The organism is Dietzia sp. IBK-p2-15D (assembly GCF_057773105.1).
The window spans coordinates 149,969-176,661 of the sequence record NZ_JBYMTK010000003.1 but is presented as its reverse complement, the minus strand read 5'-3'; the positions used below and the strand labels follow the sequence as shown (position 1 = coordinate 176,661).

At 71.2% G+C, this 26,693-nt stretch carries 25 protein-coding genes and 4 tRNA genes; 12 read left to right on the top strand and 17 right to left on the bottom strand.

Features of this window, described 5'->3' with window-relative positions; genetic code table 11:
• Positions 1 to 27: 27 nt before the first annotated feature.
• The 9 genes from pdxT to thrS all read right to left on the bottom strand — a co-directional run bounded on the left by pdxT (position 28) and on the right by thrS (position 8,492).
• Positions 28 to 642 carry a pyridoxal 5'-phosphate synthase glutaminase subunit PdxT gene (pdxT, locus tag AC3DEV_RS06095; protein WP_488371569.1) on the bottom strand — a complete coding sequence of 205 codons (615 nt, stop codon included), beginning with the start codon at positions 640 to 642 and terminating at the stop codon, positions 28 to 30.
• The gene (locus tag AC3DEV_RS06090) at positions 639 to 1,511 is read right to left on the bottom strand and encodes an acyl-CoA thioesterase (RefSeq protein ID WP_260487623.1); all 873 of its coding nucleotides are present in this window, start codon (positions 1,509 to 1,511) and stop codon (positions 639 to 641) included. The genes pdxT and AC3DEV_RS06090 overlap by 4 nt, the downstream gene beginning before the upstream one ends.
• A 7-nt stretch (positions 1,512 to 1,518) precedes the next feature.
• Positions 1,519 to 2,424, bottom strand: coding sequence for a pyridoxal 5'-phosphate synthase lyase subunit PdxS (gene pdxS, locus AC3DEV_RS06085; protein WP_120283374.1), 906 nt, complete (start codon positions 2,422 to 2,424; stop codon positions 1,519 to 1,521).
• Between the two features lie 95 nt (positions 2,425 to 2,519).
• Positions 2,520 to 3,119, bottom strand: coding sequence for an NUDIX hydrolase (locus AC3DEV_RS06080; RefSeq protein ID WP_488371568.1), 600 nt, complete (start codon positions 3,117 to 3,119; stop codon positions 2,520 to 2,522).
• Positions 3,109 to 4,224, bottom strand: coding sequence for a glycosyltransferase family 4 protein (locus AC3DEV_RS06075; RefSeq protein ID WP_488371567.1), 1,116 nt, complete (start codon positions 4,222 to 4,224; stop codon positions 3,109 to 3,111). The genes AC3DEV_RS06080 and AC3DEV_RS06075 overlap by 11 nt, the downstream gene beginning before the upstream one ends.
• 7 nt (positions 4,225 to 4,231) lie before the next feature.
• Positions 4,232 to 5,140, bottom strand: a complete 909-nt coding sequence (locus AC3DEV_RS06070; RefSeq protein WP_488371566.1) for a phosphatidylinositol mannoside acyltransferase — start codon at positions 5,138 to 5,140, stop codon at positions 4,232 to 4,234.
• Positions 5,137 to 5,781, bottom strand: a complete 645-nt coding sequence (gene pgsA, locus AC3DEV_RS06065) for a phosphatidylinositol phosphate synthase (protein WP_488371565.1) — start codon at positions 5,779 to 5,781, stop codon at positions 5,137 to 5,139. The genes AC3DEV_RS06070 and pgsA overlap by 4 nt, the downstream gene beginning before the upstream one ends.
• A 12-nt stretch (positions 5,782 to 5,793) precedes the next feature.
• A complete protein-coding gene (locus tag AC3DEV_RS06060; RefSeq protein ID WP_463059633.1) occupies positions 5,794 to 6,396 on the bottom strand; it encodes an ATP adenylyltransferase in 603 nt (200 codons plus the stop codon).
• On the bottom strand, positions 6,393 to 8,492 hold the full coding sequence (gene thrS, locus AC3DEV_RS06055; protein WP_488371564.1) for a threonine--tRNA ligase: 2,100 nt from the start codon (positions 8,490 to 8,492) through the stop codon (positions 6,393 to 6,395). The genes AC3DEV_RS06060 and thrS overlap by 4 nt, the downstream gene beginning before the upstream one ends.
• A gap of 142 nt (positions 8,493 to 8,634) precedes the next feature.
• Between thrS and AC3DEV_RS06050 the strand changes: the two genes are divergently transcribed.
• Positions 8,635 to 9,297, top strand: a complete 663-nt coding sequence (locus tag AC3DEV_RS06050) for a DsbA family oxidoreductase (protein WP_488371563.1) — start codon at positions 8,635 to 8,637, stop codon at positions 9,295 to 9,297.
• A gap of 59 nt (positions 9,298 to 9,356) precedes the next feature.
• Here the strand turns inward: AC3DEV_RS06050 and AC3DEV_RS06045 are convergent.
• Positions 9,357 to 9,431, bottom strand: a tRNA-Val gene (locus AC3DEV_RS06045).
• 347 nt (positions 9,432 to 9,778) lie between these two features.
• Here AC3DEV_RS06045 and AC3DEV_RS06040 point away from each other — a divergent pair.
• The 5 genes from AC3DEV_RS06040 to AC3DEV_RS06020 all read left to right on the top strand — a co-directional run bounded on the left by AC3DEV_RS06040 (position 9,779) and on the right by AC3DEV_RS06020 (position 10,971).
• Positions 9,779 to 9,851 (top strand) — tRNA-Gly (locus AC3DEV_RS06040).
• Between the two features lie 49 nt (positions 9,852 to 9,900).
• Positions 9,901 to 9,974, top strand: a tRNA-Cys gene (locus AC3DEV_RS06035).
• Between the two features lie 29 nt (positions 9,975 to 10,003).
• Positions 10,004 to 10,078 (top strand) — tRNA-Val (locus AC3DEV_RS06030).
• A gap of 105 nt (positions 10,079 to 10,183) precedes the next feature.
• Positions 10,184 to 10,414, top strand: a complete 231-nt coding sequence (locus AC3DEV_RS06025; RefSeq protein WP_488371562.1) for a hypothetical protein — start codon at positions 10,184 to 10,186, stop codon at positions 10,412 to 10,414.
• A gap of 23 nt (positions 10,415 to 10,437) precedes the next feature.
• Positions 10,438 to 10,971 carry a GNAT family N-acetyltransferase gene (locus AC3DEV_RS06020; RefSeq protein ID WP_488371561.1) on the top strand — a complete coding sequence of 178 codons (534 nt, stop codon included), beginning with the start codon at positions 10,438 to 10,440 and terminating at the stop codon, positions 10,969 to 10,971.
• Positions 10,972 to 10,985: 14 nt separating this feature from the next.
• On the opposite strand, the gene zapE is transcribed toward AC3DEV_RS06020, so the two are convergent.
• On the bottom strand, positions 10,986 to 12,002 hold the full coding sequence (zapE, locus tag AC3DEV_RS06015; protein ID WP_472981380.1) for a cell division protein ZapE: 1,017 nt from the start codon (positions 12,000 to 12,002) through the stop codon (positions 10,986 to 10,988).
• Positions 12,003 to 12,059: 57 nt separating this feature from the next.
• Here zapE and AC3DEV_RS06010 point away from each other — a divergent pair, with 57 nt between their 5' ends.
• Genes AC3DEV_RS06010 through msrB form a run of 4 tightly spaced genes read left to right on the top strand, consistent with a single transcriptional unit; the run spans position 12,060 to position 16,032 of the window.
• Positions 12,060 to 12,800: a dihydrofolate reductase family protein gene (locus tag AC3DEV_RS06010; RefSeq protein ID WP_317468333.1), complete on the top strand. Its 741-nt coding sequence runs from the start codon at positions 12,060 to 12,062 to the stop codon at positions 12,798 to 12,800.
• On the top strand, positions 12,797 to 14,338 hold the full coding sequence (locus AC3DEV_RS06005; protein WP_488371560.1) for an alpha/beta hydrolase: 1,542 nt from the start codon (positions 12,797 to 12,799) through the stop codon (positions 14,336 to 14,338). The genes AC3DEV_RS06010 and AC3DEV_RS06005 overlap by 4 nt, the downstream gene beginning before the upstream one ends.
• 53 nt (positions 14,339 to 14,391) lie before the next feature.
• The gene (locus AC3DEV_RS06000) at positions 14,392 to 15,588 is read left to right on the top strand and encodes a glycosyltransferase family 87 protein (RefSeq protein WP_472981378.1); all 1,197 of its coding nucleotides are present in this window, start codon (positions 14,392 to 14,394) and stop codon (positions 15,586 to 15,588) included.
• A 9-nt stretch (positions 15,589 to 15,597) separates the two neighbouring features.
• Positions 15,598 to 16,032, top strand: coding sequence for a peptide-methionine (R)-S-oxide reductase MsrB (gene msrB / locus AC3DEV_RS05995; protein WP_119192969.1), 435 nt, complete (start codon positions 15,598 to 15,600; stop codon positions 16,030 to 16,032).
• Between the two features lie 104 nt (positions 16,033 to 16,136).
• Here the strand turns inward: msrB and hemQ are convergent, their stop codons facing one another.
• From hemQ to hemE, 3 genes are read right to left on the bottom strand one after another with little or no spacing between them, the layout of a single operon-like run.
• Entirely contained in the window at positions 16,137 to 16,832 is a 696-nt protein-coding gene (hemQ, locus tag AC3DEV_RS05990) for a hydrogen peroxide-dependent heme synthase (protein WP_440219712.1), read from the bottom strand.
• Positions 16,833 to 16,835: 3 nt separating this feature from the next.
• Positions 16,836 to 18,218, bottom strand: a complete 1,383-nt coding sequence (gene hemG, locus AC3DEV_RS05985) for a protoporphyrinogen oxidase (protein WP_488371559.1) — start codon at positions 18,216 to 18,218, stop codon at positions 16,836 to 16,838.
• A 2-nt stretch (positions 18,219 to 18,220) separates the two neighbouring features.
• On the bottom strand, positions 18,221 to 19,342 hold the full coding sequence (hemE, locus tag AC3DEV_RS05980) for a uroporphyrinogen decarboxylase (RefSeq protein WP_488371558.1): 1,122 nt from the start codon (positions 19,340 to 19,342) through the stop codon (positions 18,221 to 18,223).
• Between the two features lie 98 nt (positions 19,343 to 19,440).
• Between hemE and AC3DEV_RS05975 the strand changes: the two genes are divergently transcribed.
• Together AC3DEV_RS05975 and AC3DEV_RS05970 are read left to right on the top strand one after the other, a co-directional pair.
• Positions 19,441 to 20,028, top strand: a complete 588-nt coding sequence (locus AC3DEV_RS05975) for a DUF3000 domain-containing protein (RefSeq protein WP_067717809.1) — start codon at positions 19,441 to 19,443, stop codon at positions 20,026 to 20,028.
• Entirely contained in the window at positions 20,025 to 21,263 is a 1,239-nt protein-coding gene (locus AC3DEV_RS05970) for an HRDC domain-containing protein (protein ID WP_488371557.1), read from the top strand. Before AC3DEV_RS05975 ends, AC3DEV_RS05970 begins: the two co-directional genes overlap by 4 nt.
• Before the next feature lie 84 nt (positions 21,264 to 21,347).
• Here the strand turns inward: AC3DEV_RS05970 and dxs are convergent, their stop codons facing one another.
• From dxs to AC3DEV_RS05955, 3 genes are all read right to left on the bottom strand, one after another.
• On the bottom strand, positions 21,348 to 23,222 hold the full coding sequence (dxs, locus tag AC3DEV_RS05965) for a 1-deoxy-D-xylulose-5-phosphate synthase (protein ID WP_488371556.1): 1,875 nt from the start codon (positions 23,220 to 23,222) through the stop codon (positions 21,348 to 21,350).
• A gap of 119 nt (positions 23,223 to 23,341) precedes the next feature.
• Complete coding sequence (locus AC3DEV_RS05960; RefSeq protein WP_488371555.1) at positions 23,342 to 24,685, bottom strand: class I SAM-dependent RNA methyltransferase; 1,344 nt, start codon at positions 24,683 to 24,685, stop codon at positions 23,342 to 23,344.
• Positions 24,682 to 26,688: an APC family permease gene (locus AC3DEV_RS05955; protein ID WP_371517740.1), complete on the bottom strand. Its 2,007-nt coding sequence runs from the start codon at positions 26,686 to 26,688 to the stop codon at positions 24,682 to 24,684. Before AC3DEV_RS05955 ends, AC3DEV_RS05960 begins: the two co-directional genes overlap by 4 nt.
• Positions 26,689 to 26,693 lie beyond the last annotated feature (5 nt).

Genomic DNA, 26,693 nt, shown 5'->3' with positions numbered 1-26,693 from the left:
GGTGCGACGTGTCGCTGACTGATCAGTCTACGAGGTCGCCTGCCGCACCATGTCGAGGAAGTACCCGTGGACGCGTACATCGTCGGTCACCTCGGGGTGGAAGGAGGTCGCCAGGGCGTTGCCCTGGCGCACCGCGACCACGTGATCGTCGCCGTCCGAGGCGCGGACCCGGGCGAGCACCTCCACGTCCGGGCCCACCGACTCGACCCAGGGGGCGCGGATGAACACGGTCCTGACCGGGTCGGTGCCGAGGGCGTCGACGACGAGGTCGGCCTCGAACGAGTCGACCTGCCGTCCGAAGGCGTTCCGACGGACGGTCATGTCGATCGCGGAGAACCAGGTGGCGTCCGCCCGGGTGTCCAGGACGACCGACGCCAGCAGGATCATGCCCGCGCAGGAACCGTAGACCGGCATGCCGCCGGAGATCCTCTCGGCCACCGGTTCGTACATGTCGTAGACGTCCAGAAGCCGACTCATCGCGGTGGATTCCCCGCCGGGCAGGATGAGTCCGTCCACGCCGTCGAGTTCGGAGCGCCGGCGGACGGCCACGGCCCGCGCGCCGACGGACTCGAGGTGGCGGACGTGTTCGGCGACATCGCCCTGGAGGGCGAGGACACCGACGGTCGGGGCGTCCGCGCTCACTTCTTCGACGGGTCGTCGGTGGTGCTCACCGGGAACGGCTGCGCACCCGGGCGCAGGCGCCGGGACAGTCCCTCCTGGGTGACGGCGGCGACGAGCCTGCCGGAGCGGTCGAAGATCCGCCCCTGGGTGAGGGCGCGCCCCCCGAACGCCGACGGCGAGGTCTGGTCGTACAGCAACCAGTCATCGGCCCGGAAGGGGCGCATGAACCACATGGCGTGGTCGAGAGAGGCGTCCTGGGTGGGCTCGTCGGGGTGCGGGACCTTGGCCGAGCCCAACAACGTCATGTCCGACATGTACGCGAGTGTGCACACGTGGAAATTGGGGTCGTCCGGCAGCGCGTCGACGCTCCGGAACCACACCCGCTGCTGCGAGGCCAGCACCGAACTCGTCTCCAGGCGGTCCCGGGGGACGATCCGGATGTCCCACTGGGCCCATTCCTCCACGAAGACGCGGTGGGCCTCGTCGAGGTCCTCGATTCTCGGGACGTCGATCTCCTCGGGCCCCACGACCCGGGGCATCGAGTCCTGGTGCTCGATGCCCTCCTGGTCGACCAGGTGGAAGGAGGCCGACATGGAGAAGATCGGCTCCCCCTCCTGGATGGCCGTGACACGGCGGGTGGCGAAGCTGCGACCGTCCCGGAGGCGGTCGACCTGGAAGACGGTCGGCACGTCGGGGATGCCCGGCCGGATGAAGTACCCGTGCAGGGAGTGGACGTGCTTGTCGGAGTCCACGGTCCGGACCGCGGCGACGAGGGTCTGACCGGCGACCTGGCCGCCGAAGGTCCGCTGCAGGTGCGTGCGGATGGCCGGTCCCCGGTAGAGGTCGCGGTCTATCCGCTCGATCTCGAGGATGTCCTCGATCTTCGCCACCGGCGGGTCACCAGCCCCGCTCGGCGAGCCGGTGGGGCTCGGGGATGTCGTCGACGTTGATGCCGACCATGGCCTCGCCGAGGCCGCGGGAGATGGTCGCGAGCATCTCCGGATCGTCGTGGAAGGTCGTCGCCTTGACGATCGCCTTGGCCCGCTCGGAGGGGTTGCCGGACTTGAAGATGCCGGAACCGACGAACACACCCTCGGCACCGAGCTGCATCATCATCGCGGCGTCGGCCGGGGTGGCGATGCCGCCCGCGGTGAACAGGACCACGGGGAGCTTGCCGGTCTCGGCGACCTCCTTGACCAGCTCGTACGGCGCCTGCAGCTCCTTGGCGGCCACGTACAGCTCGTCGGACGGCAGGCTCTGGAGCTTGCGGATCTGCTGGCGGATCTGGCGCATGTGGGTGGTGGCGTTGGAGACGTCGCCGGTGCCGGCCTCACCCTTGGAACGGATCATGGCCGCGCCCTCGGTGATCCGGCGCAGGGCCTCGCCGAGGTTGGTGGCGCCACAGACGAACGGCACGGTGAAGCCGAACTTGTCGATGTGGTTGGCGTAGTCGGCCGGGGTGAGGACCTCGGACTCGTCGACGTAGTCCACGCCGAGGGCCTGGAGGATCTGCGCCTCGACGAAGTGCCCGATGCGGGCCTTGGCCATCACGGGGATGGAGACGGCCTCGATGATGCCGTCGATGAGGTCGGGGTCGCTCATGCGGGCGACGCCGCCCTGCGCCCGGATGTCGGCGGGGACGCGCTCGAGGGCCATCACGGCCACGGCGCCGGCGTCCTCGGCGATCTTCGCCTGCTCGGCGGTGACGACGTCCATGATGACGCCGCCCTTGAGCATCTCGGCCATACCTCGCTTGACGCGTGCGGTTCCGGTGGTGTTCTCGCTGGACTGCGGGTCGCTCACGAAATAGGCCTTTCCTGGCTCAGACGACGTGTGACAGGGGTCCAGTGTAGGTCTCCCTCACCCCGGCGCCCCAACCGCCGCCCCACCGGGGTTGGTCAGGCCTGCGGTGGCGGTGCGTCGACGAGTTCGACGTACCCGGGCATCGGGGCCCGGCCGGCCAGTCTCAGGAGGCGGACCGGGGCCTGTTCCCGCAGACTGCGGGTGTCGCGGACGGCGTCGTTGTAGAAGCGACGGGCCATGGACACGCGATCCGAGGCGTCCTCCAGTTCGGCGGCGAGATCGCCGGGCAGCGCGTCCGTGTCGACCCCGGACAGGACCACGCCGAGGGTGTTCTCCGCGACCTCGGCGTCGGGCTCGCCAGCGTCGTCCGGCGCGCTGCCGTCGTCGCGACGGCGTCGGTGGTCGGGGTGCGGCGCGGGGTCCGGCCCGGCGATCGCCCCCGGGGGGTGGGCGCGGGCGTGCGCGAGCGCCCGCACCAGGCGGTCCGCGCCCGCCGGGTCCCGCGCTGAGAGGTCGCTGGCGACGGCGGCGGCGACCGTGTGGCGTCGTTCCAGGGCCCCGGTCAGGGCGGCGCGGGCCAGGTCGGTGCGGATGTGGAGTCGGTCCAGGCGGTGGGCGGTGAGGTACGCGGTCAGCAACGCCGCGAGCGCGGCGACGAGGACGACGACGACGAGGACGATCAGTTCAACGGACACGGAGCGTCTCCCCCGGGCCGCGGATGGTCTCGTACACGCGCACCACCCGGTCGGCGACGACGGGCCAGTCGTACTCCCGGACCGCCTGGAGACCGCGGGTGCGGAGGTCGGCGCGGCGACCGGGGTCGGTCAGGACCCTCGTGAGGGCTGCGGCGAGGGCACCGGCGTCGCCGACCGTGGCGAGTTCCCCGCACTCGCCGTCCCGGAGGACACGGCGGAACGCGTCGAGGTCGGCGGCCACGACGGCGGTCCCGGCGGCCATGGCCTCCACGAGGACGATGCCGAAGCTCTCCCCGCCGGTGTTGGGTGCGCAGTAGACGTCCGCCGCGGCCAGCACCGCGGCCTTGCGGGTGTCGTCGACCCGGCCGAGGAACTCCACGTCCAACCCGGCCGGGAGGGCGGCGCGCAGTGTCCGCTCGTCGCCGTCGCCCATGACCCGCAGCCGCAGGTCCGGAACGTCCCGGAGGACGGCGGGGAGCGCTGCGGCGAGCACGCCCATCCCCTTGCGGGGTTCGTCGTAGCGGCCGAGGAACGCTACGGTCGGTGCGTCGGTCGGTTCGGCGGAGGTGTCGACGTCGGTGAACGCGGACACGTCGACGCCGTTGGGGATCTCGACGGCGTCGGAGCCCAGGGCCTCCATCTGCCAGCGGCGGGCCAGGGTCGACACCGCGATCCGTCCCCGGATCTTCTCCAGCAGCGGGGCCAGGACCCCGTCGGCGGCGCCGAGGATCATCGACCCCGTGGTGGAGGTGTGGAACGTGGCCGTGATGGGCCCGGAGGACATCGCCAGGGCGAACATGCCGACGCCCGGGGCGTTGGGCTCGTGGATGTGCAGGACGTCCAGCGGTTGCTCGCGGAGCCAGTGCCGGGTGGCCCGCCAGGTGGCGGGGCCGAAGCTGAGCCGGGCCACGGACCCGTTGTAGGGGATCGGGACGCCCGGCCCCGTCAGGGTCATCCCGGAGACCGGCGCGCTGCCGGGACTGCCCGGGGCCAGGACCCGGACAGTGTGCCCGCGGCGTCGCAACTCCTCGGTCAGGTCCACGACGTGGGCCTGCACCCCGCCCGGGGCGTCGAACGAGTAGGGGCAGATCATGCCGATGCGCACGGCGGGGTCAGCCCTCGATCCGCGCACGCCGCTCGGCCGGCAGGTCGTCCAGCCACAATGGCTGGAGCATGTGCCAGTCCGCGGGGTGCCGGGCGATCCCCTCGGCGAACAGGTCGGCCATCGCCTGGACCGCCGGGTCGATACCACCTGAGACGTCGATGGGCGGGGTGATGCGGACCCGCATCGTCTCCTCGTCGGCGTACCAGAACTGGGCGACCAGCAGCGGCGCGCCGGTCTCCACCGCGAGCCGGGCCGCACCCGCGGGCATGCGCGTCTGCTCGCCGAAGAACGTCACGGGCACCCCGGTCCGGCGCAGGTCCCGCTCCCCCGGTAGGCAGACGATCCCGCCCCCTGAGAGGTACTCGCGCAGCGCGTCCAGCGGCGGGGTGGGTCCGCCCGTGTGCGGGTAGATGGTGAAGCCCAGGCCCTCGCGGAAGTCCAGGAAGCGCTGGTACAGCGATTCCGGCTCGAGTCTCTCGGCGACGGTGGCGAACCCGCCGTAGCGTCGCGCCAGCCAGGTGCCGCCCAGGTCCCAGTTGGCCGAGTGCGGCAGCGCGACGACCACCCCGCGCCCCTGCTCGAGCGCCGCGTCGAGGTTCTCGACCCCGGCGATCGTCCGGTCCATCTCGCGGGCCACGGCCTCGCGGTCCATCGAGGGGAGACGGAAGGCCTCGCGCCAGTAGCGGGCATAGGAGCGGAAGGAATCCCTGATGAGGTCGTCGGGGACCTCGGCCGGGGCGACCCCGAGGACGCGAGCCAGGTTCCGGCGCAGCTGCGAGTCCGGACCCTGTCGGCGGGCCGCGAGATCGGCGCCCGTTCGGAAGAGGGCGCGCGCGGCCGGCTCCGGAAGGGCGCGCACCACGGCCCATCCGGCGGCGTACCCGAGATCGGTCAGGCGATCGCCGAGTGCGCTCATCGGTCTCCCACCGCAGGGGCATCGCTACGCGCCACGCGTTCGAGGTAGTCGGTGCGGCCGCCCCACACCCGCTGGATCACCGTGACGAAACTGCCCACCGCGACGGCGGTCAGCCCGACCTCGAGCGCCCACGGCACCCCCAGCCCCTCGAGGCCGGCGCCGAGCAGGATGAGGACCAGGCGATCGGCGCGCTCCATCAGCCCGCCCGGTGTGCGCAGCCCGCCCGCGTCGGCGCGGGCCTTGGAGTAGGACACCACCTGGGACAGGATCAGGCAGGCCAGGAGCATGACCAGCGCGTACCGGTTGTCGGGCTCGGTGTGGACCAGCCACCACACCAGCGACGCCAGGATCACGCCGTCCGCGACCCGATCGGAGACAGCGTCGACCAGGGCCCCGTACGGTGACCCGCCCCCGCTCGCGCGGGCGACCGCACCGTCCACCAGATCGAACAGGGTGCACAGTGCGATGACGATCGCGCCGGCCACCAGGTGACCGGGTCCGAACAGGGTGATCGCCGCGGCACAGGTCAGCAGGAGGCCGGCGAGGGTGATCCCGTTGGCGGTGGCGCCGCTGCGGACGAGGAACGCCGCCAGGGGGTGGGCCACCCTGGCGACCCCCGACCTTCCGTACTCGCTGAGCATTCGACTCCCTGCCTACTTCGAGGTGCGGTCTGGTCCGGACACGCCATCCGATGACACCGTGGTGGACCACGCCTCCGAGAGCAGCTGCCGCGTCTGTCGGAGGAGCTGCGGCAGCACCTTGGTCCCGCCGGTCACGGTAATGAAGTTCGCGTCACCGATCCAGCGTGGCACGACGTGTTGGTGCAGATGCTCGGACAGGGACCCGCCGGCCGCGCCACCCAGATTGAGCCCCACGTTGAACGAGTCCGGGTTCGAGACCGCCTTGATGACCCGGATCAGGTGCTGCGTGTACGACATGAGTTCGCGGGACTCGTCGTCGTCGAGGTCCTCCAGGTCCGCCACCTTGCGGTACGGCACCACCATCGAGTGACCCGGGTTGTAGGGGAACAGGTTGAGCACGACGTAGACGTGCTCGCCCCGGGCGACCACCAGCCCGTCCTCGTCGCTCATCCTCGGGATGTCGAGGAACGGCTCCCCCGTCATCCCCTCGGCCGGCTCGGGACGCGACTCGGCGATGTACGACATCCGGTAGGGCGCCCACAACAACTGGAGGTGGTCCTCCCCCACCCCGAACTGGCGGTAGACGCCCGTGGAGGACGGATCTCCGGCCGTCACACGCGCTCCGCGGTCGGCACATCGTTGCGTCGGGAGTTGACCCAGTACGAGATCTTGTCCATCGCGGCGTTCCGCGAGACCCCGTTGAGCTGCGTCCCGTCCGGGAACCGGAAGCTCACCGCGCCCGCCTCGACGTCGCGGTCACCGGCCAGGAGCATGAACGGGACCTTGCCGGTGGTGTGGTTGCGGATCTTCTTCTGCATCCGCTCGTCGGAGACGTCGAGCTCGGCGCGGATACCGCGCCCCCGGAGCTCGTCGATCACGTCCTCGAGATGCTTCTCGTGCGCCTCCGCCACGGGGATGCCCACCACCTGCACGGGCGCCAGCCACGCCGGGAACAGACCGGCGTAGTGCTCGAGCAGGACGGCGAAGAACCGCTCGATCGAGCCGAAGAGCGCGCGGTGGATCATCACCGGCCGCTTCTTGGTGCCGTCCGCGGCGTTGTAGGTCAGGTCGAACAGCTCGGGCAGGTTGAAATCCAGCTGGACAGTCGACATCTGCCACGTCCGCCCGATCGCGTCACGCGCCTGGACCGAGATCTTGGGGCCGTAGAAGGCGGCCCCGCCCGGGTCCGGGACCAGCTCGAGGCCGGAGTTCGTGGCCACCCGACGCAGCGTGTCGGTCGCGCGTTCCCAGATCTCGTCGCCGCCGACGTACTTCTCCGGGTCCTTGGTCGACAGCTCGAGGTAGAAGTCCTCGAGGCCGTAGTCGCGCAGGAGCGAGATGATGAAGGACAGCACGGAGGCGATCTCGCCCTCCATCTGCTCCTCGGTGCAGTAGATGTGCGCGTCGTCCTGGGTGAAGCCGCGGGCGCGGGTGAGACCGTGGATCACCCCGGACTTCTCGTACCGGTACACGGTGCCGAACTCGAACATTCGCAGCGGGAGCTCGCGGTACGAGCGGCCGCGGGAGTCGAAGACCAGGTTGTGCATGGGGCAGTTCATCGGCTTGACGTAGTAGTCCTGCCCCGGCTTGGTCTCCCTGCCGTCCGCGTCGTACTCCGCGTCCAGGACCATGGGGGGGAACATCCCCTCCGAGTACCAGCTCAGGTGCTGGGACTTGCGGAACAGGTCGCCCTTGGTCACGTGCGGGGTGTTGACGAGCGAGTACCCGGCGGACAGGTGGCGCCTGAGGGAGTGCTGCTCCATCTCGTTGCGGATGATCCCGCCGCGGGGGTGGAACACCGGGAACCCGGACCCGATCTCGTCGGGGAAGCTGAACAGGTCCAGCTCGGTCCCGAGCCGACGGTGATCCCGCTTCTCCGCCTCGGCCAGACGGTCGAGGTAGGCGTCCATGGCCTCGGTGCTCTCCCAGGCCGTGCCGTAGATCCGCTGGAGACCGGCGTTGTTCTGATCGCCCCGCCAGTAGGCGGCGGACGAGCGCGTGAGTGTGAACGCGGGGATGAACTTGGTGGTGGGCGTGTGCGGGCCGCGGCACAGATCCGACCAGATGACCTCGCCCGTGCGGGGGTTGAGGTTGTCGTAGGCGGTCAGCGCACCCGCGCCGACCTCCATGATCTCGGAGTCCTCGAGCGCCACCGCGCCGTCGGCGTCACCGGCGTCCGCCCGGCCCTTGTCCTCGACCAGCTCGAGCTTGTACGGCTCGCCCGCCAGCTCGGTGCGCGCCTCGTCGAGCGAGGCGTACTCCCGCCGCGAGAAGCGCTGGCCGGCCTTGATGATCTTCTTCATCCGCTTCTCGAGGTCCTTGAGGTCCTCGGGCGTGAAGGGCTCGGCCACGTCGAAGTCGTAGTAGAAGCCGTTCTCGATCGGCGGGCCGATCCCGAGCTTGGCCTCGGGGAACTTGTCCTGCACCGCCTGGGCGAGCACGTGTGCGCACGAATGCCGGATCACCGACCGCCCGCCCTCCGAATCGGCGCGGACCAGTTCGACCTCGGTGTCCTCGGCGGGCGCCCAGGACAGGTCCCGGAGGGCCCCCTCCGGATCCCGCACCACGACGATCGTCTCCGGGCCGCTGCGCGACTGCAGCTCCCGCTCGGCGAGGATCTTGCCCGCGGGCTCACCGGCCGGGACGACGGTCGTCACAGGGGCCGCACCCGTCGCGTCGACATCGGTTTCCGGAATGCGGTTCTCGGACACGGGGGGAGATCTCCTCGGGCAGTGGACGTCGGGTGCCGGTGGGCCACCCGGGCTGACACCGGTCCACGACAGGGACCGGGCCGGTCCATGCTACCCGGGGCCCTGACGGAATCCCGGACCGCGGCGCGACGTTGCACCCGGCATGCGCATCGACATCTGGTCCGACGTCGTCTGTCCGTTCTGCTGGATCGGCAAGCGGCACCTCGAGGCGGCACTGGAGACGTTCCGTGAACGACACCCCGAGACCACGGTCGAGGTGGTGTGGCGGGCCTACGAACTCGACCCCTCCGCTCCCCGCGTCGTCGGCGACGAGCCGACCGAGACGAGTGCACAGATGCTCTCGCGCAAGTACGGGATGTCGCTCACCGAGGCGGAGGCCGGCCAGGAGCAGATGGCCGCCCGGTTCACCGAACTCGGTCTGGACTTCGACTGGCGGTCCGCGCGCATCTGTTCGACCTTCGACGCCCACCGCCTGGCCGCCCTGGCCGCCGAGCACGGACGGGCGGACGCGGTGGACGAGGCCCTGCGACGCGCCCACTTCACCGAGGGACGGGCGATCTCGGACCCGGCGGTGCTACATGAGATCGGGGGCGGGGCCGGGTTACCCGCAGAGGAGGTCGACCGGGTGCTCCGGGGGGACGCGTACGCCGACCGGGTGCACCGCGACGTCGAGACGGCCCGCGGTCTCGGGGTCCGGGGGGTGCCGTTCTTCGTGTTCGACGACCGACTCGCCGTCAGCGGGGCCCAACCGGTCGAGGTGTTCGAGCGGGCCCTGGAGCAGGCGCGGGCCGGCTCGGAGGGCTGACGGTCCACACGCGAACGAGAAGAACCCCTCCCGGGCAGCGGGAGGGGTTCTTGTCGTGATGGTGGTCCTAACTGGGTTCGAACCAGTGACCTCTCCGGTGTGAACGGAGCGCTCTTCCGCTGAGCTATAGGACCTCGCGTCTCCGAGCGGTCCGCCCGGGCACCGCAACACTGTAGCAAGACCTCTGCCAGCTCCCAATTCGACCCGCACCCCGGGGGCACGGACACGCCGGCCGCACTGAGCCTCGCGGCACTCGGCCACTCCCCACCCCCGCCGGAACTAACCTGCCGCACGCCCACTCGCGCGTCCGCGGCGGCGCGCCTCACCGAGTCCCCCGTCGTCACCGTGCACCCACAGCCGTCGAGTATCGACGTCGGAGCAGGTCGTACGGTGTTTCCGGGTGCCGATTTGTGTTCCGCGAATGTCGTCGGCTAATGTTCATTCTCGCAACGCGGTGAGCAGCAGCGAGCCGGGGAGCGATGCGGATGTGGCGCAGCTGGTAGCGCATCACCTTGCCAAGGTGAGGGTCGCGGGTTCGAATCCCGTCATCCGCTCGGAGGGATCGAGGAGCCAGGACGTCCTCACCAGGCTCGATACCTTTGCGGTGGAGTGGCCGAGTGGTGAGGCAGCGGCCTGCAAAGCCGTCAACACGGGTTCGATTCCCGTCTCCACCTCCACGTCCGGATTCGTTCGGACGGAACGACCCGCGCGATTAGCTCAGCGGGAGAGCGCTTCCCTGACACGGAAGAGGTCACTGGTTCAATCCCAGTATCGCGCACCACACAACGCCCCGGCCCCGGCTGGGGCGTTTCTCATTTCCCGGACTGTCGCCCGTTCGGTACCGGAACGTACTCCCGACGTGACGTCGGTCACTGATCATGATGGTATGTCCGCGATGCCCCACCTCCACCATTCGACGACGATCGACCAAGCCGACATCGCGGCCATGCGCGGCCGCGTCGTCGACTTCCGGCACACCACCGGTGTCCTCGCTGATTTGCAGCGCACGGGAACCGATGAATTCGAGGTCACGCTCATCCTCGGTGGCGGCGACGACGCGGAGAAACTCGTCATCAGAGGGGCACGGACGGGCGAGAGCCTGCACCTGCACGCCTGAACGGCGCCTTATAGGCTCGTGGGGTGACCGCCCGACTCAGTGACGCCTCGGTGGCCGATCTCGACGCCGTCTCGGCCTTGGCGGCCCGGACGTTCCCGCTGGCGTGCCCTCCCGAACTGGGGCCGGTCGAGATCAGGGCCTTCATCGCCGAGCACCTCGGCCCGGAGGCGTTCAGAGCTCACCTCGTCACGCCGGGCCACGAGGTCCTGGTGGCCCGGGGCGACGACGGTGAGATGGTCGGGTACGTCCTGCTGATCGCCGGGACCGAGATGGACCCGGGCTGCGCCGGACAGGTGATCCACCGACCCACGACCGGGGTCAGCAAGTTCTATGTGGATCCCGACCACCACGGCGGAGGGATCGCGTCGGACATGCTCGACGAGGTGTGCCGTCGGTGCAGGGCGGCGGGCACGCGAAGCATCTGGCTGGCCACCAACGTCGCCAACGCCCGAGCCCGCAGGTTCTACGTCAAGCGTGGTTTCGAACCACGCGGGAACCGGACCTTCGACGTCGGAGGGGTCGCCAACACCGACGTCGTGTACGAACTGGCGCTCTGAGCGGGGCCTGCCGGTCAGCCGCCGACGGTCTCGAACCGGGACAGCGCCAGGAGTCGGGAAGTGGCACGAAGGTACTTCTTGCGGTAGCCGCCGGCGATCATCTCGTCGGTGAAGATCGCGTCCAGTTTGTCGCCGGAGTTGCGCACGGGAATCCCCGCGTCATAGAGCCGGTCGGCGAGGACGACGAGACGAAGGGCGATCGACTGATCCGGCAGCGGCTTGACCCCGCTGAGGCAGACCCGCGTGACGCCGTCGACGAGGCGGTTGTACTTGGACGGGTGAAGGGTCGACAGGTGCTCGCACAGGGCGTCGAAGTCGTCGAGCGTGGCACCCTCCACCGTCTCGGCCTCGGCCTCGAGCTCGGTGTCGTCCATCGGGTCCGGGGCGGGGGGCAGGTTACGGTGCCGGTAGTCCGGGCCGTCGACCCGGATCGACTCGAAGATCCCCGACATCTTGCGGATCTCCCGCATGAAGTCCTTGGCCGCGAACCGCCCCTCCCCCAGCTGCTCCGGCAGAGTGTTGGAGGTGGCCGCGACGCTGACACCGGCGGTGGTGAGCTCCGCGAGCAGGCGGGACACCAGCATGGTGTCGCCCGGATCGTCGAGCTCGAACTCGTCGATGCACAGGACGGAGTGACCGGAGAGCTCCTCCACGGCCCGGTTGAAGCCGAGGGCACCCACGACGTGGGTCAGCTCGACGAACGTCCCGAACGCCTTGGGCTCGGGACAGTTGTGATAGATCGACGTCAGCAGGTGGGTCTTACCCACCCCGAAGCCGCCGTCGAGATAGATGCCGGTCCCCTGCACCGCCTTCGGTCGCCGGCCGAACAGTCCCTTCTTGGGAGTGCGACGGGCCACCACGGACTCGGCGAACTCGCGACACGCCTTGACCGCGGCGGCCTGCGAGGGCTCGGCCGGGTCCGGGATGTAGGAGTCGAAACTGACATCGTCGAACATCGACGGGGGGACCATCTGTGCCACGAGCTGATCGGCAGGGACCACCGGGGTGACGTCAACGAGGCGAGAGACCATGGGCAGAGCCTATCGTGGGGACACCCGGCGTCAGAACGGAAGGAGTCCCCGGTGCACATGACACGGCCCACCGTGATCGACGACGACCCCGCCGCCCTCGAGGCCCTGTGGGCGGCGCTGGACCCCGAACCGGGTCTGCCCGTGCCGTGCATCCGCGCGGTGATGATCTCCTCCGTCGACGGCACGACCACCGTGGACGGTCGCAGCGGCGGGCTGGGGACCCCGACGGACCGGCTGGTCTACGACGCCATGCGGGCCCGGGCCGACCTGATCCTGGTGGGCTCGGGCACCGTTCTGGCCGAGGGATACGGCCCCGCCCGGACCGCCGCCGTGTGGGCGGACAGACGACCCGGTCCCCCGCCGATCGTCCTGGTGTTCACCCGCGCGCTGGGCGACGCGCTCATCGAGCACTGCGCCGACGCCGGCGACGGACTGCAGGTGGTCGCCGCCCACGGAGTGCCCGGCGACCGACTCGAGGCCGCCCGGGAGCGGGGTGTCACGGTGCACGTGCTCGATCCGGGTCCGCTGCGCACCTCCGTCCGTTCCCTCGCCACACACTTCGGGGCCTCCGAGGTGACGTTCGAGGGCGGTCCGCAGCTGCTCGGGACGCTGTTGCGCGAGGGCGCGATCGACGAACTCGTCCTGTCGGTCGCCCCCGAGATCATCGTCGGCGGCGACGACTCGCGACTGGCCGTCGGAACCGACGCCACCCGGGTTCCGCTGCGCGTCGCCGCGGCCTTCACGTGCCCCCGCGGCGGGCTCTACACCCGCTGGGTCGTCACCGGGGCCGACGGGTGAGGAACCGTCGAGCGGGAACACGCGCGGTCACGCGGCACCGGCACGTCCGGGCACTCGGCGTGGGGCTGGCGGCCCTGGCGGTGACGATCGCCGGGTGTGCCCCACTGCCCGCGACGGGACCGCGCCTGGCGACCGGGGACGGCCCCGGGCGATCCGCCGGTGACGACGAGGCGGCCGAGACCGCCGACCGACCCGACTGGCTCGCGCCGCGCAGCGACCACACCTGGGTCCCGTGTCCCGACGGCCGGACCGGCGGGATACCGGAGGGCGCCGCCGTGGAGTGTTCCCTCCTCGGGGACACGCCCGTCCTGCGGCTCACCGCGACGGGAACACCCGACGACGCGGCGCCCCTCGTCGTCGTCGCCGGTCCCGCGACACCGGCCGACGACCTCGTCTCCCGACTCGCCTCGGCCGGCCCCGAACTCACCGACGCCCGACCGCTGGTCGTCGTGGACCACCGCGGACGGACCGGCCCGGCCGGTACGTGCCTGACCTTCCCGGCCCGCCGCACCCTCGACGGGCTCGCGGACCGGGGCACCGACCCCGATTCGCCCGCACTGCGCGGCGACCTCGCCGACACCTCACAGTCCTGCACGGACCAGCTCCAGGGCCGCGAACTGGACTTCGGCTCCGCCGGCGCCGCCGAGGACCTCGAACGTCTACGCCAGCAGTGGGACGTGCCCGGGCTCGCCGTGATGGGGATCGGGACCGGGGCCCGCACCGCCCTCGCCTACGCCGGCGCACACCCGGGTCGACTCTCCCTGCTCGTGCTCGACTCCCCCGCCCCCGCCGACGGGGACCAGGAGGCCGCGGCCCGCGCCGCCCTCGACGGCTCCGACGCGGCGCTGCGCCTGTGGGCCGCCTCGTGCACTCGGACCGAGTGCGGACCCGGCGACGCCGACGAGAAGGTCGAGGCCGTGACCCGCGCGCTCGACCGCGCCCGCGAACCCGGTGCGGATGTCCCGGCGGCGTTGCTGTCCGACGTGGTCCGGTCGGCGTTGGCGGACCTGTCCGGCGCCTCCGCGGCCGACGCCTCCCCCGGCGACGTCATCCTGGGTGACCTCGCGGCCGCCGCCCCCGACGACACCCCGGACAGCGTCCGTGACCGCGCCGCCGAACTGGCCGGGACGTCGCTGCCCTATGTCGCCGGATGCTCCGACCTGTCGCGCCGCGTCCCGGTCAACCGCGTGGAGGAACTGCGGGCCGAATGGGAGCAGACCGCGCCGTTCGGGGAGATCATCGCCGCGCAGCTCTCCGCCTGCTCCACCTGGCCCGTGCCCGGTCGGTCGCCCGTCTCCCTGCCGGCCGACACCCCGGTACTCCTGGTCGGCGGGATCGCCGACCCCCGGGCCGGTGCCGCCGCACTCGAACCCACCGCCGCCGCCCTCGGCGCCGCCGGGGCCACCGACGTGCGGGTCGTCACCTGGGGCGCCCCGGGCGCACAGGTGGTCCTGCACTCCGGGTGCGCACGGGACGCGGTCGCCGACTTCCTCGACGACCCCGATGCCGCCGAGGACTCCACGGCCTGCCCGTCCTGACGGGCCGGGGTGCCTCACCGGGACGCGGGAGGCCAGGCGGTACCCTGCGAGTCGTGCCGCTGCCCACCCGAAGCACGTCGACCGTGCCCCGCGTCCTCACCCACGTGTTGTGGCCGCTGGCGATCATGACCGTCATCCACCGCGTCCTGATCAACGCCGTCAACGGATCCATCACGAACGACTTCGGCACCGTCTACGCCGCCACCAGGCGATTCCTGGCCGGCGAGCCGGTGTACGTCGAGAACCTGCTGACGGTGCAACCGCACTATCTGTACGCCCCCAGCGGGACGTTCGTCCTCGCCCCGTTCGGCCTGATCGACAACTACACGCTGGCCCGCTGGCTGTTCATCGCAATCAACACCGCCGCGATCATCGCGGCGCTGTGGCTGCTCATGCGGCTGTTCGACCTCGACGTCCGCTCGTTCGCCGCCCCCGCCATCCTGCTGGCGGCGTTCTGCACCGAGGCGGTCACCAACACGCTGGTCTTCACCAACGTCAACGGTGTGATCTTCCTGTGCCAGGTGGCGTTCCTCTACCTGCTGCACCGGCGGCGCCTCTGGTGGGCGGGCGTGGCCATCGGCCTGTCCCTGGCCGTCAAACCGATGCTCGCTCCGCTGCTCGTGCTGCCTCTCATCCGCAAGCAGTGGCAGCCGTTCGTCACGGCGGCCGCGATCCCCGCCGTCACCATGGCCGCGGGGTGGGCCCTCACCGTCGACGCCCGCAGCTACCTCGACACCACGCTCACGTACATGGGTGAGGTGCGCGACTACTACAACAGCTCGATCGCCGGGATGGGCCTGTACTACGGCGTGCCCGAGCCGGTCATCCTGGTGGCCCGCATCCTGGTCGTGGTGGCCACCCTGGTCGCCGTGTGGCTGCTGATGGACTACCGCCACAACCACGAGGTGCTGTGGTTGGCCACCACCTCCGGGGTCGTGCTCGCCGGTGTGTTCCTGGTCTCGACCCTCGGCCAGATGTACTACTCCATGATGCTCATCCCGATCATGCTCACGGTGGTGCTGGACAGGTCCCTGGTGCGCAACTGGCCGGCGTGGCTCGCCGCGTACGGGTTCTTCACCCTCGACTTCTGGGAGTCGGCGCGCTGGCCCTACTACGGGCGGCTACTCGAGTTCGCGCACCCGACCCTGGGATGGTTGCTGCTGCTGGCCACCGTGCTCGTGGTGCTGCTGTGGCGCCGCAGCGACCCCCGCCGGCACGAGCGGATCGCACCGGCCGCCGCGTCGGCGTAGCCTGCGGGCATGAGCGAGCCCACCGATACCCACACCCCCCGGCCGGACTTCACGCTGGACGACACCGAGTGGCGTCGTCGACTCAGCCCCGAGGAGTACCAGGTCCTGCGGCAGGCCGGCACCGAACGTCCCTTCACCGGTGAGTACAACGACACCAAGACCGAGGGCGTGTACCGCTGCCGCGGATGCGGCGCCGAACTGTTCCGCAGCGACGCCAAGTTCGAGTCCAACTGCGGTTGGCCCTCGTTCTTCACCCCGCTGGCAGGCGGCGCCGTCATCGAGCGCACGGACACCTCGCTCGGTATGACCCGCACCGAGGTGATCTGCGCGAACTGCCACGGCCACCTGGGTCACGTGTTCTCCGGGGAGGGCTACGGCACCCCCACCGACCTGAGGTACTGCATCAACTCGCTGAGCATGACGCTGGAGCCGGCCGAGAGCTGAACCCGACCGGCCGCATCCGGCCCACGGAGACGAGAGGGCCGACCGGGACTGCTCCCGGTCGGCCCTCACTCGCGTCAGGTCGAGCCGTCGGCGCGCGGTGGACCTCAGGGCATCGAGGCGGCCAGCTGACCGGCGGTGACGCGCGGCCCGGTGAAGAACGGGATCTCCTCGCGCACGTGGCGGCGGGCCTCGGTCGCCCGCATCTCGCGCATCAGGTCGACGATCCGGTCGAGCTGCGGGGCCTCGAAGGCCAGGATCCACTCGTAGTCCCCCAGCGTGAAGGACGGCACGGTGTTGGCGCGGACGTCCGGGTACTCGCGGGCGGCGCGGCCGTGTTGGGCGAGGATCTGGCGCCGCTCCTCGTCGGGGAGCAGGTACCACTCGTAGGAGCGCACGAACGGGTACACCGAGACGTAGGCACCCGGCTCCTCCTCGGCGAGGAACGCCGGGATGTGACTCTTGTTGAACTCCGCGGGGCGGTGCAGCGCGGTGTTGGACCAGTAGGCGGTGCTTGCCCGGCCCAGGATCGTGGTGCGTCGGAACTCGTTGTAGAACCGCTGCAGGTCCTCGATGTGCTCGGAGTGGGTCCAGATCATGAAGTCGGCCTCGGCGCGCAGGCCCGAGATGTCGTAGAGACCCCGGACCACCACGTCGGTGCCGTCGTAGCGGGCGAGGAACTCCTCCAGGTCCGCGGCGACCGCGTCCCGGTCCTCCCCGAGCTGCCCCGGCGTCACCGTGAAGACGGAGAACATCAGGTAGCGAAGGGTCGAGTTGAGCTTCTTGTAGTCAAGGCGTGCCATGGCTCAATCCTGCCACCCCGCGGCGAGTCGCCGGGCCGCGGCCCGCGCCGAGCCGATGCAGGCGGGCACCCCCACGCCCTCGGTCGCGCCGCCGACGAGCTCCACCCCGGGCAACCGCTCGGCCAGTTCGGCACGCACGCCCGAGATCCGAGCGTCGTGTCCGGGACCGATCTCGGCCAGCGCGTCGGTCCATCGGCGCACCCGCGAGTGCAGGACCGTCGGCGCGGTGCCGCACAGTCCCCCCAGCGCGGATTCGGCCATGCGGGTCAGGGTCGCGTCGTCGGCGGCGAGCACCTCGTCGTCGTCGATCCTCCCGAACGACACCCGGACCAGGTGCCCGGGCCGGGTGTCGAGGTGGGGCCACTTGCGGCTGGTGAAGGTCATCGCCTTGAACGGCACCGGTTCGTCGGTCGCGACCAGGACCCCCGACCGCTCGGGGAGGTCCAAGGACCGGTCGACCTCCAACGCGACGACGGCCGAGGAGGCCGTCCGGATCCCGGACAGGTCCCGGGAGGCGGCGTCGAGACCCCCGGCGCCCTCGAGGAGCGGGGCGGCGTGAGGAACGGGGACGGCGACGACGACGAGGTCCGCCTCCTCGGACCACGACCCGCGGTCGCCGGCGACCGCCAACGAGTAGCCCGAACCGTCCCGGTGGAGGGCGGTGCAGGTGGCGTGTGTACGGATCACGGCACCGGAGGCCCGGACGAGGGCGTCCACGAGGAGCCGGTAACCCCCGTCGAGGGTGGCGAACACCGGGCCCGGCACGCGGTGCGCGACGAGCTCCCGCGCGGCGGCCGTGAGGCTGGGAGCACCACGGTCCAGTGCCTGCGCCAGCCCCGGGATCACCTGCCGCAGCCCGAGCCCGCTACTGGGCGCGGCGTACACGCCCCCGAGCATGGGGTCGACGAGCCGTGCGACGACCGCGTGTCCGAACCGCTCGGAGACCATCGATCCGAGCGAGACGTCACCGCCCGGCTCCCAGTCCAGCGGCAGGTCGGCCTCGCGCGCGGCCGCGGCCCGCTCCCGTGGGCTCAGCACGTCCGCCAACGCCCCGACGTCGGACGGCAGACCCATCAACGTGCCGATGGGCATGGGGACCATCCGACCCCCGGTGAGGATCGCCGGTCCGAGCGGCCCGGGATGACGCAGCGACCCGGTCAGGCCGAGTTCGGCGACGAGGTCGCTCGCCTCGGGTCGGCGGCCGATGAAGGCCTCGGCGCCGAGCTCCATCGGACCGGACGGGAAGTCGACGGTGTGGAGTGCCCCGCCCGGCCGGTCCGAGGCCTCGAGGACGGTGATGTGGGCGTCCGGCAGCTCGCGCGAGAGCTGATAGGCGGCCGTCAGCCCGCTGAGCCCACCGCCCACCACGGCGACGCGAGGGCCCACCGTCACTTCCCGGTCAGCTCGTGGACGAGCTCCACCACGTGGGTCACCGCACCCGGGTCGGTGGTGGGTAGGACACCGTGGCCGAGGTTGAACACGTGGCCGCGTGCGCCGAGGTCGCGCGCCCGCTGGCCTTCGTCGAGGATGCGGCGGACCTCGCCGTCCAGCGCCGACCGGTCGGCGAAGAGCATCGCGGGGTCGAGATTGCCCTGCAGGACTTTGCCCGGCACCCGCCCGGCGGCGTCGTCCAGGGGGATGCGCCAGTCCACGCCGACGACCTCCGGGCCGGCCTCGCCCATCGCCCCGAGCAGCTCGCCGGTGCCCACGCCGAAGTGTGTGCGGGGAACCGTCGAGATGATCTCGTCGGCGAAGATGCGGGTCGAGTGCGGGAGCACCAGCGACCGGTAGTCCCGCTGGCTGAGCGCGCCCGCCCACGAGTCGAAGAGCTGGACGGCGTCCACCCCGGCATCGATCTGCGCGCGCAGGAACACCGTGGTCAGGTCCGCCAGCTTGGCCATGAGCGCGTTCCACACGTCGGGGCGCGAGTACATCAGTGACTTGGTGTGCTCATGGTTGCGGCTGGGACCGCCCTCGATGAGGTAGGAGGCCAGGGTGAAGGGGGCCCCGGCGAAGCCGATGAGCGCCACCCGCGGGTCGAGTTCGGCCACGACCAGCCGCACGGCCTCCCCGATCTTCTCGAGGCGGTCCGGGGTGAGCTCGGGCAGCGCGGCGACACCGGCCTCGTCCCGGATCGGCTCCGCCACCACGGGCCCGGTCCCGGGCACGATGTCGATGTCCACCCCGGCGGCGGCCAACGGGATGACGATGTCGGAGAAGAAGATCGCGGCGTCCACCCCGTGGCGACGGACCGGCTGCAGGGTGATCTCACACGTCATCGCCGGGTCGAAACAGGCCTCCAACATGGTGGACCCGGCGCGGACCTCCTTGTACTCCGGGAGCGAGCGGCCCGCCTGGCGCATGAACCACACCGGCGTGTGGGCGCCACCGACTCCGGTCACCTCGTCGAGGTATGGCCCGGTCCCGGCGCGGCGGCCGGCGGCGGCACCGGTGGCGGGGTCGGCGGAACGGGAGGTCGAGGACGCATCAGAGTTCAACACGCCCCCCATCGTCCCATGACGCCGCCGCCGCGGCCGGTCAGCCCACCCGGGCAGGCGACGGCGCGCCTCCTCGGGGCACGCCGGGGCGGTCGCTAGCGTGACGACCCGTGAGTACATCGGTCAATGACGGCGAGCCCGAGGTCTTCCGGGAGGCGGTCGAGTCGCTGTCGCGACTCGAGGTCCGCCCCGAGATCTCGGTCGGCCCGATCCGCCCGCCGCAGCGACTGGCGCCCTACAGTCACGCCCTCGGCGTCGAGATTATCCCACCCTCCGGCGACGACGTGCCGGAATTCTCCGACGGCGACGCCTTCGGCCGTCTCATCCTCCTGCACGACCCCTCCGGGGACGACGCGTGGAACGGCACCCTCCGACTCGTGGCCTACATCCAGGCCGACATGGAGGCCTCCCTGGCAGGGGACCCGCTCCTGCCCCAGGTGGCGTGGAGCTGGCTCACCGAGGCCCTCGGCGAGCAGGCAGGGCCGTACACCTCGCTCGGTGGGACCGTGACCAGCACCGCCTCAGTCCGCTACGGCGACATCGCCGGTCCTCCCCAGTCCCACCAGCTCGAACTGCGCGCGTCCTGGACCGCCCTTGAGCCCGACCTGACCGGCCACGCGTCCGCCTTCTGCACGACGCTGGCCCTGGCCGCCGGCCTCCCACCCGTCGGCGTGACCTCCCTGCACCGGCGGTCGTGAGCGGGCGCCGCCGCGGCGAGACCCCGCCCGGGGCGCAGCCACCCCCGGCCGAGTACGAGTTCGTCGACGACATCCCCGCCATCGAGGCGGTCGCCGACGCCCTGGGATCCTCGACCGGCCCCGTCGCGGTCGACGTCGAACGCGCCTCGGGGATCCGGTACGCGGACCGGGCCTTCCTCCTGCAGCTCCGCGCCCCGACCGGCCCCGCCCTGCTCGTGGACCCGGAGACCCCGGGTCGGACCATCGGCTCCCTCGCCCACGTCCTGTCGACCCGGCCCCTGCTGCTCCACGCCGCGAGTCAGGACCTCCCGTCGCTGCGTGAGCTGGGGGTCTCCCCGACCTCGCTCGTCGACACCGAACTGGCCGGACGTTTCCTCGGTACCGAACGGGTCAACCTCGGGGCGATGATCTCCGAGCACCTCGGGATCGGCCTGGCCAAGGCGCACTCCGCCGCCGACTGGTCCCGTCGCCCGTTGCCGGAGGCGTGGTTGGACTACGCCGCCTATGACGTGCTGTTCCTCCACGAACTGGCGGACGAGGTCCTCCCGCGGCTCGACGAGCTCGGCCGCCGCGAATGGTTCGAGGCGGAGTGTCGGTATCTGGTGGAGTCCGGCCCGGCGCCTGCCGCGCCGGACCCCTGGCGTCGACTGTCCCGGCTGTCGAGCCTGCGCGAGGGCCGGCAATTAGCGCGCGCCAGGGAGTTGTGGATGGCCCGGGATCGGGTCGCGGCCGAGCGGGACATCGCACCCAAGCGGCTTCTCGGTGACGCGGCGATCGTGGAGGCCGCCAGGGTGGGGCCGACGAACAGAACCGCACTGCTGGCGATCGAGGGGTTCGACGGTCCTCACCGCCGACGGCTCGTCGGGGAATGGCTCGCCGCCCTCGAGTGGGCCGACGGGCTGGGGCGGGCCGACCTGCCCTCCCGGCAGGGACCGCCCGCCGAGCATCCGCCGCACGCGTCGTGGAAGCGCAACGAGCCCGAGGCCGCGGAGTTGCTCGAGATCGCCCGCGAGCGGATCGGCGCACTCGCCGACGACCTGGGCCTGGAGCCCGGGCTCCTGCTCAAACCCTCGACGCTGAGACTGTGGGTGTGGCGCGCGGCCACGACCCGGTCCGGGGACGACGCGGAACTTCTCCACGACGTCCTGCTCGCCGAGAGCGCCCGTGCCTGGCAGATCGAACTGACCACCGGTACCCTGCTCGAGGCGGTGCTGAGCTTCCGCGCGGATTCCTGAGTCCGGCCACCGACACCGCCCGCGGCCGCCCCGTCACGCGTGGGTACGGGCCCGCGGGTGCACGGGTCCGGCGATCCGGGCCGGTCAGCCCAGTCGGGTCCGGATGCTGTCCGAGATGCCCTCGGGGGTCAGACCGGCGTCGGCCAGGATCTCCCCCCGGGAGCCGTGGTCGAGGAACTCCTGCGGGATACCCAGTGCGATCCGATCGACCCGCACCGCGGCGGTGTCCAGGCATGCCGACACCGCCGACCCGACGCCACCGTGCAGACCGTTGTCCTCGACCGTGACCACGAGACGGCGTCCACGGGCGGCGTCCACGATCGACGCGGGCACCGGGTATACCCATCGGGGGTCCACGACGTCGACGGAGATGCCCTCGGTCCCGAGGGCACGGGCGGCGGCGATGGCGGGCGCGACCATCGACCCCACCGCCACGATGAGGACCTCGGCGTCACCGGATCCGTGCACGCGGTCGACCCCGTCCTCGGACGTGGCGAGGGCGGGTAGGGCATCACCGACCGACCCCTTCGGGAACCGGACGACGGTCGGACCGTCGTCGACGGCCACCGCCTCGCGCAGTTCCTGCCGGAGGGTGGTCGCGTCCCGGGGCGCGGCCACGCGTACCCCGGGGATGATGCCGGTGAGCGACAGGTCCCACATCCCGTTGTGGCTCGCACCGTCCGGGCCGGTGACGCCGGACCGGTCCAGGACCATGGTGACCGGCTGGCGGAGCAGCGCGACGTCCATGAGCAACTGGTCGAACGCCCGGTTGAGGAAGGTCGAGTAGACCGCGACGACGGGGTGCAGCCCACCGAGCGCGAGCCCTGCCGCCGAGGCCACGGCGTGCTGTTCGGCGATCCCCACGTCGTACATCCGCTCCGGGAACCGTTCCCCGAACGCGGCCAGACCGGTCGGCCCGGCCATCGCGGCCGTGATGGCCACGACGTCATCGCGTTCGGCACCGATCGCACACAGTTCCTCGGAGAAGACCGATGTCCAGTCCACGGTAGAGGAGGTCGCCAGCGGTTTGCCGGTCTCGGGATCGATGATCCCGGTGGCGTGCATCTGGTCCGCCTCGTTGTTCTCGGCGTGGACGTAGCCCATCCCCTTACGGGTGACGACGTGGACCACCACCGGGCCGCCGAAGTCCTTCGCGAGGCGCAGGGCGGCTTCCGTGGCGGCGAGATTGTGCCCGTCGACCGGCCCCATGTACTTGAGCCCGAGGTCCGCGAACAACTCCTGCGGCGACACGACGTCCTTGACGCCCGTCTTGATGCCGTGGAGCACCGAGTAGACGGCCTTTCCCACGACGTCCTTGCGGCCCGTGAGCGCGTTCTTCGTGCGGTCCATCGCCTTCTCGTACGCCGGCTGGAGCCGCAGCGCGCCGAGGCGGTCGGCGAGCCCTCCGATGGTCGGCGAGTACGAGCGTCCGTTGTCGTTGACGACGATGACCATGGGGCGGTCCTTGGCGGCGGCGATGTTGTTGAGCGCCTCCCATGCCATGCCACCGGTCATCGCACCGTCGCCGATCACGGTGACGACGGTCCGATCGGACTCCCCGCGCAACGAGAACGCCTTGGCCAACCCGTCCGCGTACGACAGGGAGGCCGTGGCGTGCGAGGACTCGACCACGTCGTGCTCGCTCTCCGCGCGACACGGGTAACCGGACAACCCCCCGCGGGTGCGGAGCCCGTCGAACTGGTCGCGACGACCGGTGAGGATCTTATGGACGTAGGACTGGTGTCCGGTGTCGAAGATGACGGGATCGCGGGGGGAGTCGAAGACCCGGTGCAACGCGACGGTCAGTTCGACGACGCCGAGATTCGGGCCGAGGTGCCCGCCCGTCGCGGCGACCTTACGGATGAGGAATTCACGGATCTCCCCGCACAGCCGCGCCAACTCCCCGGGGCCGAGCCGCCGCAGATCGGAGGGGCCGTCAACCTGTTCGAGCACGCTCATTGCTGTCGACTGCCCCTTTCGTGACCGACACCCTGCTGGGTCGAATGGTCAGTCTACGGGCTGGCGCCGCGCGACCTCGCCCACGGGCGGACGTGTGGGCCCCTACCTGCGGTGCTGGATCAGGAGCGTCCCGGCGAGTCCAGTACGGCGATCCCCTCGACGTGATGGGTGCCCGGGAAGGCCGCCACCCCGTGGAGGTCCGTGAGCGTCCAGCCGGCGGCCACGAGGACGCCGATGTCCCGCGCCAGACTCGCCGGATCGCAGCCCACGTGCACGATCCGGGACGCACCTGTCGCCGCGAGCCGGCGCATGACCGGGATCCCCGCTCCGCCGCGCGGGGGATCGAGGATGATGACCTGCGGATCTGGGTGGACCCCCGGCGGGTCGTCGCGGTCCTCGAGGAACGTCTCGACCCGGGAACGCAGGGTCCTCACTCCCCCGCCGGAGCCGTCGCCGGGCGCGCCGCCGAGGGTGTCCGTGGCCGCATGCAGCGACGCCGTGGCGGCTTCGACGACCGTCACGCGGGCGCCCGGGATCGCGTCCCGAACCCCGGCGGCGAACAACCCGGCGCCTCCGTAGAGGTCCCAGATCTCGGGGATGTCGGTCAGGTCGGGGGTGCGCGTCACCGCGGTGCGTACCTCGTGGCTGTAGTGGCTCGCGGCGGAGCGGTGCGCCTGCCAGAACGCGTCGGGAGGCAACCGCCACTCGTGGCCGCCCACCCGTCTCACGACGGTCGGTCCCCCGGCGACGATCTCCCAGCCGACCGCCCGCGAATGACGCGCCCGGGCGCGGGTCGCAGAGGACCGGCGGGACCGGCCGCCCCGGCCGCGCGGGGCGTCGCCGACGGCCGGGCGGTGTGCGATGTGCACGGTCCCGTCGTCACCGAGCACCCCGAGCACCTCGCGGCCCGGGGCGAACGTGGCGGCGGCGACCGCATCACGGAGACGCGGATCGGGCTGGACGCAGGGCTCGGTCACCAGTTCGCGGGAGCGCGCCCTCCGCACCCCCGGCACACCGTCCGGGCCGGTGACCCAACGGGCGGCGGTACGCCAGCCGGACGTCGCGGGATCCGCGCCGGGGACCTCGACCCGGACCGGACCCTCCCGGAGTTCGACCCGGCCGATCCGGGACACCTGCTCGGCCAGGATCCTGCCGGCGAAGCCGCGGGCGGCATCGGACGCGATATGGGTCCAGTCGCAACAGCCGGCGCCGGCGGCGGCCGCCGGACACGTCGGGACCACCCGGTCCGGGGATGCCTCGACCACCGCCTGCACCGTCCCTCGACAGAACGCGCGACCGGGGTCGTTGTCGATGAGGACGTCGACCAGCTCGCCGGTGATCCCACCGCGGCAGAACACCACCCGACCCTCGTGGCGCGCCACGAACTCGCCGCCGTGCGCCGGCCCCTCCATGCGCAGGCGCACCACACGGCCCGTCCAGTCGGTCGCTCGGTCCTGGGTCATCTTTCCTCCGGTCCACCCCAGCGTCCGACGATGGGCTCGTCGCGGGCCTGCTCAGCGCGGCCGTCCGAGGACGACAACTGCCACGGGACGCTGGTCACCATGACACCTCTCTCGTAGAGCAGGCGGGTCTTGAGCCGCAGCGCGCTCTGGTTGTGCAGTATCTGCTCCCACCAGTGGCCCACCACGTACTCGGGGATGTACACGGTCACCACGTCCCGTGGTGCCTGATCGCGCACGCGCTTCACGTAGTCCACCACGGGACGGTTGATCTCACGGTACGGGGACTCGACCACCTTGAGCGGAACCGAGATCCCGCGGCGATCCCATTCCCGTACGAGGGCCCGGGTCTCTGCGGTGTCGATGTTCACCGTCAACGCCTCGATGGAGTCCGGCCGGGCAGCTCGTGCGTAGGCCAGTGCACGCAGGGTGGGCAGATGCAGCTTGGACACCAACACCACACAGTGTGTCCGGCTGGGTAGGACGACCTCCCACGAGGAGTCGTCGAGCTCGCGGGCGACCGAGACGTAGTGCCGGTGGATGAGCCGCATGATCCCGAAGGCACCGAGCATCGCCAGGACCGCGATGTAGGCGCCGGAGAGGAATTTGGTCGCCATCACGATCACCAGGACTCCGGCCGTGAGGAGGAACCCGACGGCGTTGATCGATCGGGACCTGTGGATCCGCCGACGCACGGCGGGGACCCGCTCGTGGCCCAGGCGCCGGGTCCAGTGTCGGACCATGCCGAGCTGGCCGAGCGTGAAGGCGACGAACACGCCCACGATGTAGAGCTGGATGAGGAGCGACACCTGGGCGTCGAACGCCACGACCAACACGACCGCCGCGATCGCGAGGAGGACGATCCCGTTGGAGAACGCCAGCCTGTCCCCGCGGGTGGCGAGCTGACGGGGCAGGTACTTGTCGCGCGCGAGGACCGAGGCCAGTACCGGGAACCCGTTGAACGCGGTGTTGGCGGCGAGCGCCAGGATCAGCGCGGTGATGATGATGACGGCGTAGAACGCGATCGGCAACCCCGCGAAGACCGGCCGAGCCAACTGGGCGATCATCGTCTTCTGCCGGTATCCCTCCGGAGCCCCGATCAACTGTGCTGCGGGCTGCTCGGCGATACGGACCCCGAGTCGGCCGGCCAGGGCGATGAGCCCGAGTAGGAACGAGACCGCGAGGACCCCGAGGACGGCCAGCGTCACGGCGGCGTTGCGGGCCCGCGGCTTCCGGAAGGCCGGGACACCGTTGTGGATGGCTTCGATCCCGGTCAGGGCGGCACATCCGGACGCGAACGACTTGGCGACGACGAACGCGAGTGCGAGTCCGGCCACCTCCGCACCGTCCACGGGGACCAGTTCGAATCCCGCGGACTCGGCCCGGAGGTCGCGACCCAGGATCTCGACCTGGAACAACCCCCAGGCGATGAGTGCCGTCATGGACGCGAGGAACGCGTAGACGGGGACGGCGAACATCGCGCCGGTCTCACGGAGTCCACGCAGGTTGAGCGCCGCCAGGAGGATGATCGCCAGGACGGCGAACGGGACCTCCCTGGACTGGACGAACGGGATCGCCGATCCGATGGTCGCGGCGGCGGCCGAAATCGACACGGCCACCGTGAGGACGTAGTCGAACAGCAGGGCCGCGCCGACCGCCAGGCCCGCACGGGGGCCCAGATTGACGGTGGCGACCTCGTAGTCGCCTCCTCCCGACGGGTAGGCACGGACGTTCTGCCGGTAACAGGCGATGACGACCACAAGGACCGCCGCCACCGCCAGTCCCACCCACGGGGTGAACGTGAGTGCCGAGACCCCGGCGATGGAGAGCACGAGGAAGATCTCCTGCGGGGCGTAGGCCACCGAGGACAGCGCGTCGGACGCGAACACCGGCAACGCGATCCGTTTGCGGAGGCTGGTGGCACCGATGGTGTCGCTGCGCGAGGGACGCCCCACGAGGAGACGCTTGGTTCCCACGGAGACCTTCGAGATCCTGGACACCGACATATCGT

What these genes read in the sequence shown, in the direction of transcription:
- hemE (WP_488371558.1), bottom strand. Translation starts at nt 19,342, where the DNA reads ATGGGGGGCGTGTTGAACTCTGATGCGTCCTCGACCTCCCGTTCCGCC.
- AC3DEV_RS06025 (WP_488371562.1), top strand. Translation starts at nt 10,184, where the DNA reads ATGTCCGCGATGCCCCACCTCCACCATTCGACGACGATCGACCAAGCC.
- pgsA (WP_488371565.1), bottom strand. Translation starts at nt 5,781, where the DNA reads ATGCTCAGCGAGTACGGAAGGTCGGGGGTCGCCAGGGTGGCCCACCCC.
- AC3DEV_RS06010 (WP_317468333.1), top strand. Translation starts at nt 12,060, where the DNA reads ATGACACGGCCCACCGTGATCGACGACGACCCCGCCGCCCTCGAGGCC.
- AC3DEV_RS05960 (WP_488371555.1), bottom strand. Translation starts at nt 24,685, where the DNA reads ATGACCCAGGACCGAGCGACCGACTGGACGGGCCGTGTGGTGCGCCTG.
- dxs (WP_488371556.1), bottom strand. Translation starts at nt 23,222, where the DNA reads ATGAGCGTGCTCGAACAGGTTGACGGCCCCTCCGATCTGCGGCGGCTC.
- zapE (WP_472981380.1), bottom strand. Translation starts at nt 12,002, where the DNA reads ATGGTCTCTCGCCTCGTTGACGTCACCCCGGTGGTCCCTGCCGATCAG.
- msrB (WP_119192969.1), top strand. Translation starts at nt 15,598, where the DNA reads ATGAGCGAGCCCACCGATACCCACACCCCCCGGCCGGACTTCACGCTG.
- AC3DEV_RS06050 (WP_488371563.1), top strand. Translation starts at nt 8,635, where the DNA reads ATGCGCATCGACATCTGGTCCGACGTCGTCTGTCCGTTCTGCTGGATC.
- AC3DEV_RS05955 (WP_371517740.1), bottom strand. Translation starts at nt 26,688, where the DNA reads ATGTCGGTGTCCAGGATCTCGAAGGTCTCCGTGGGAACCAAGCGTCTC.
- hemQ (WP_440219712.1), bottom strand. Translation starts at nt 16,832, where the DNA reads ATGGCACGCCTTGACTACAAGAAGCTCAACTCGACCCTTCGCTACCTG.
- AC3DEV_RS06070 (WP_488371566.1), bottom strand. Translation starts at nt 5,140, where the DNA reads ATGAGCGCACTCGGCGATCGCCTGACCGATCTCGGGTACGCCGCCGGA.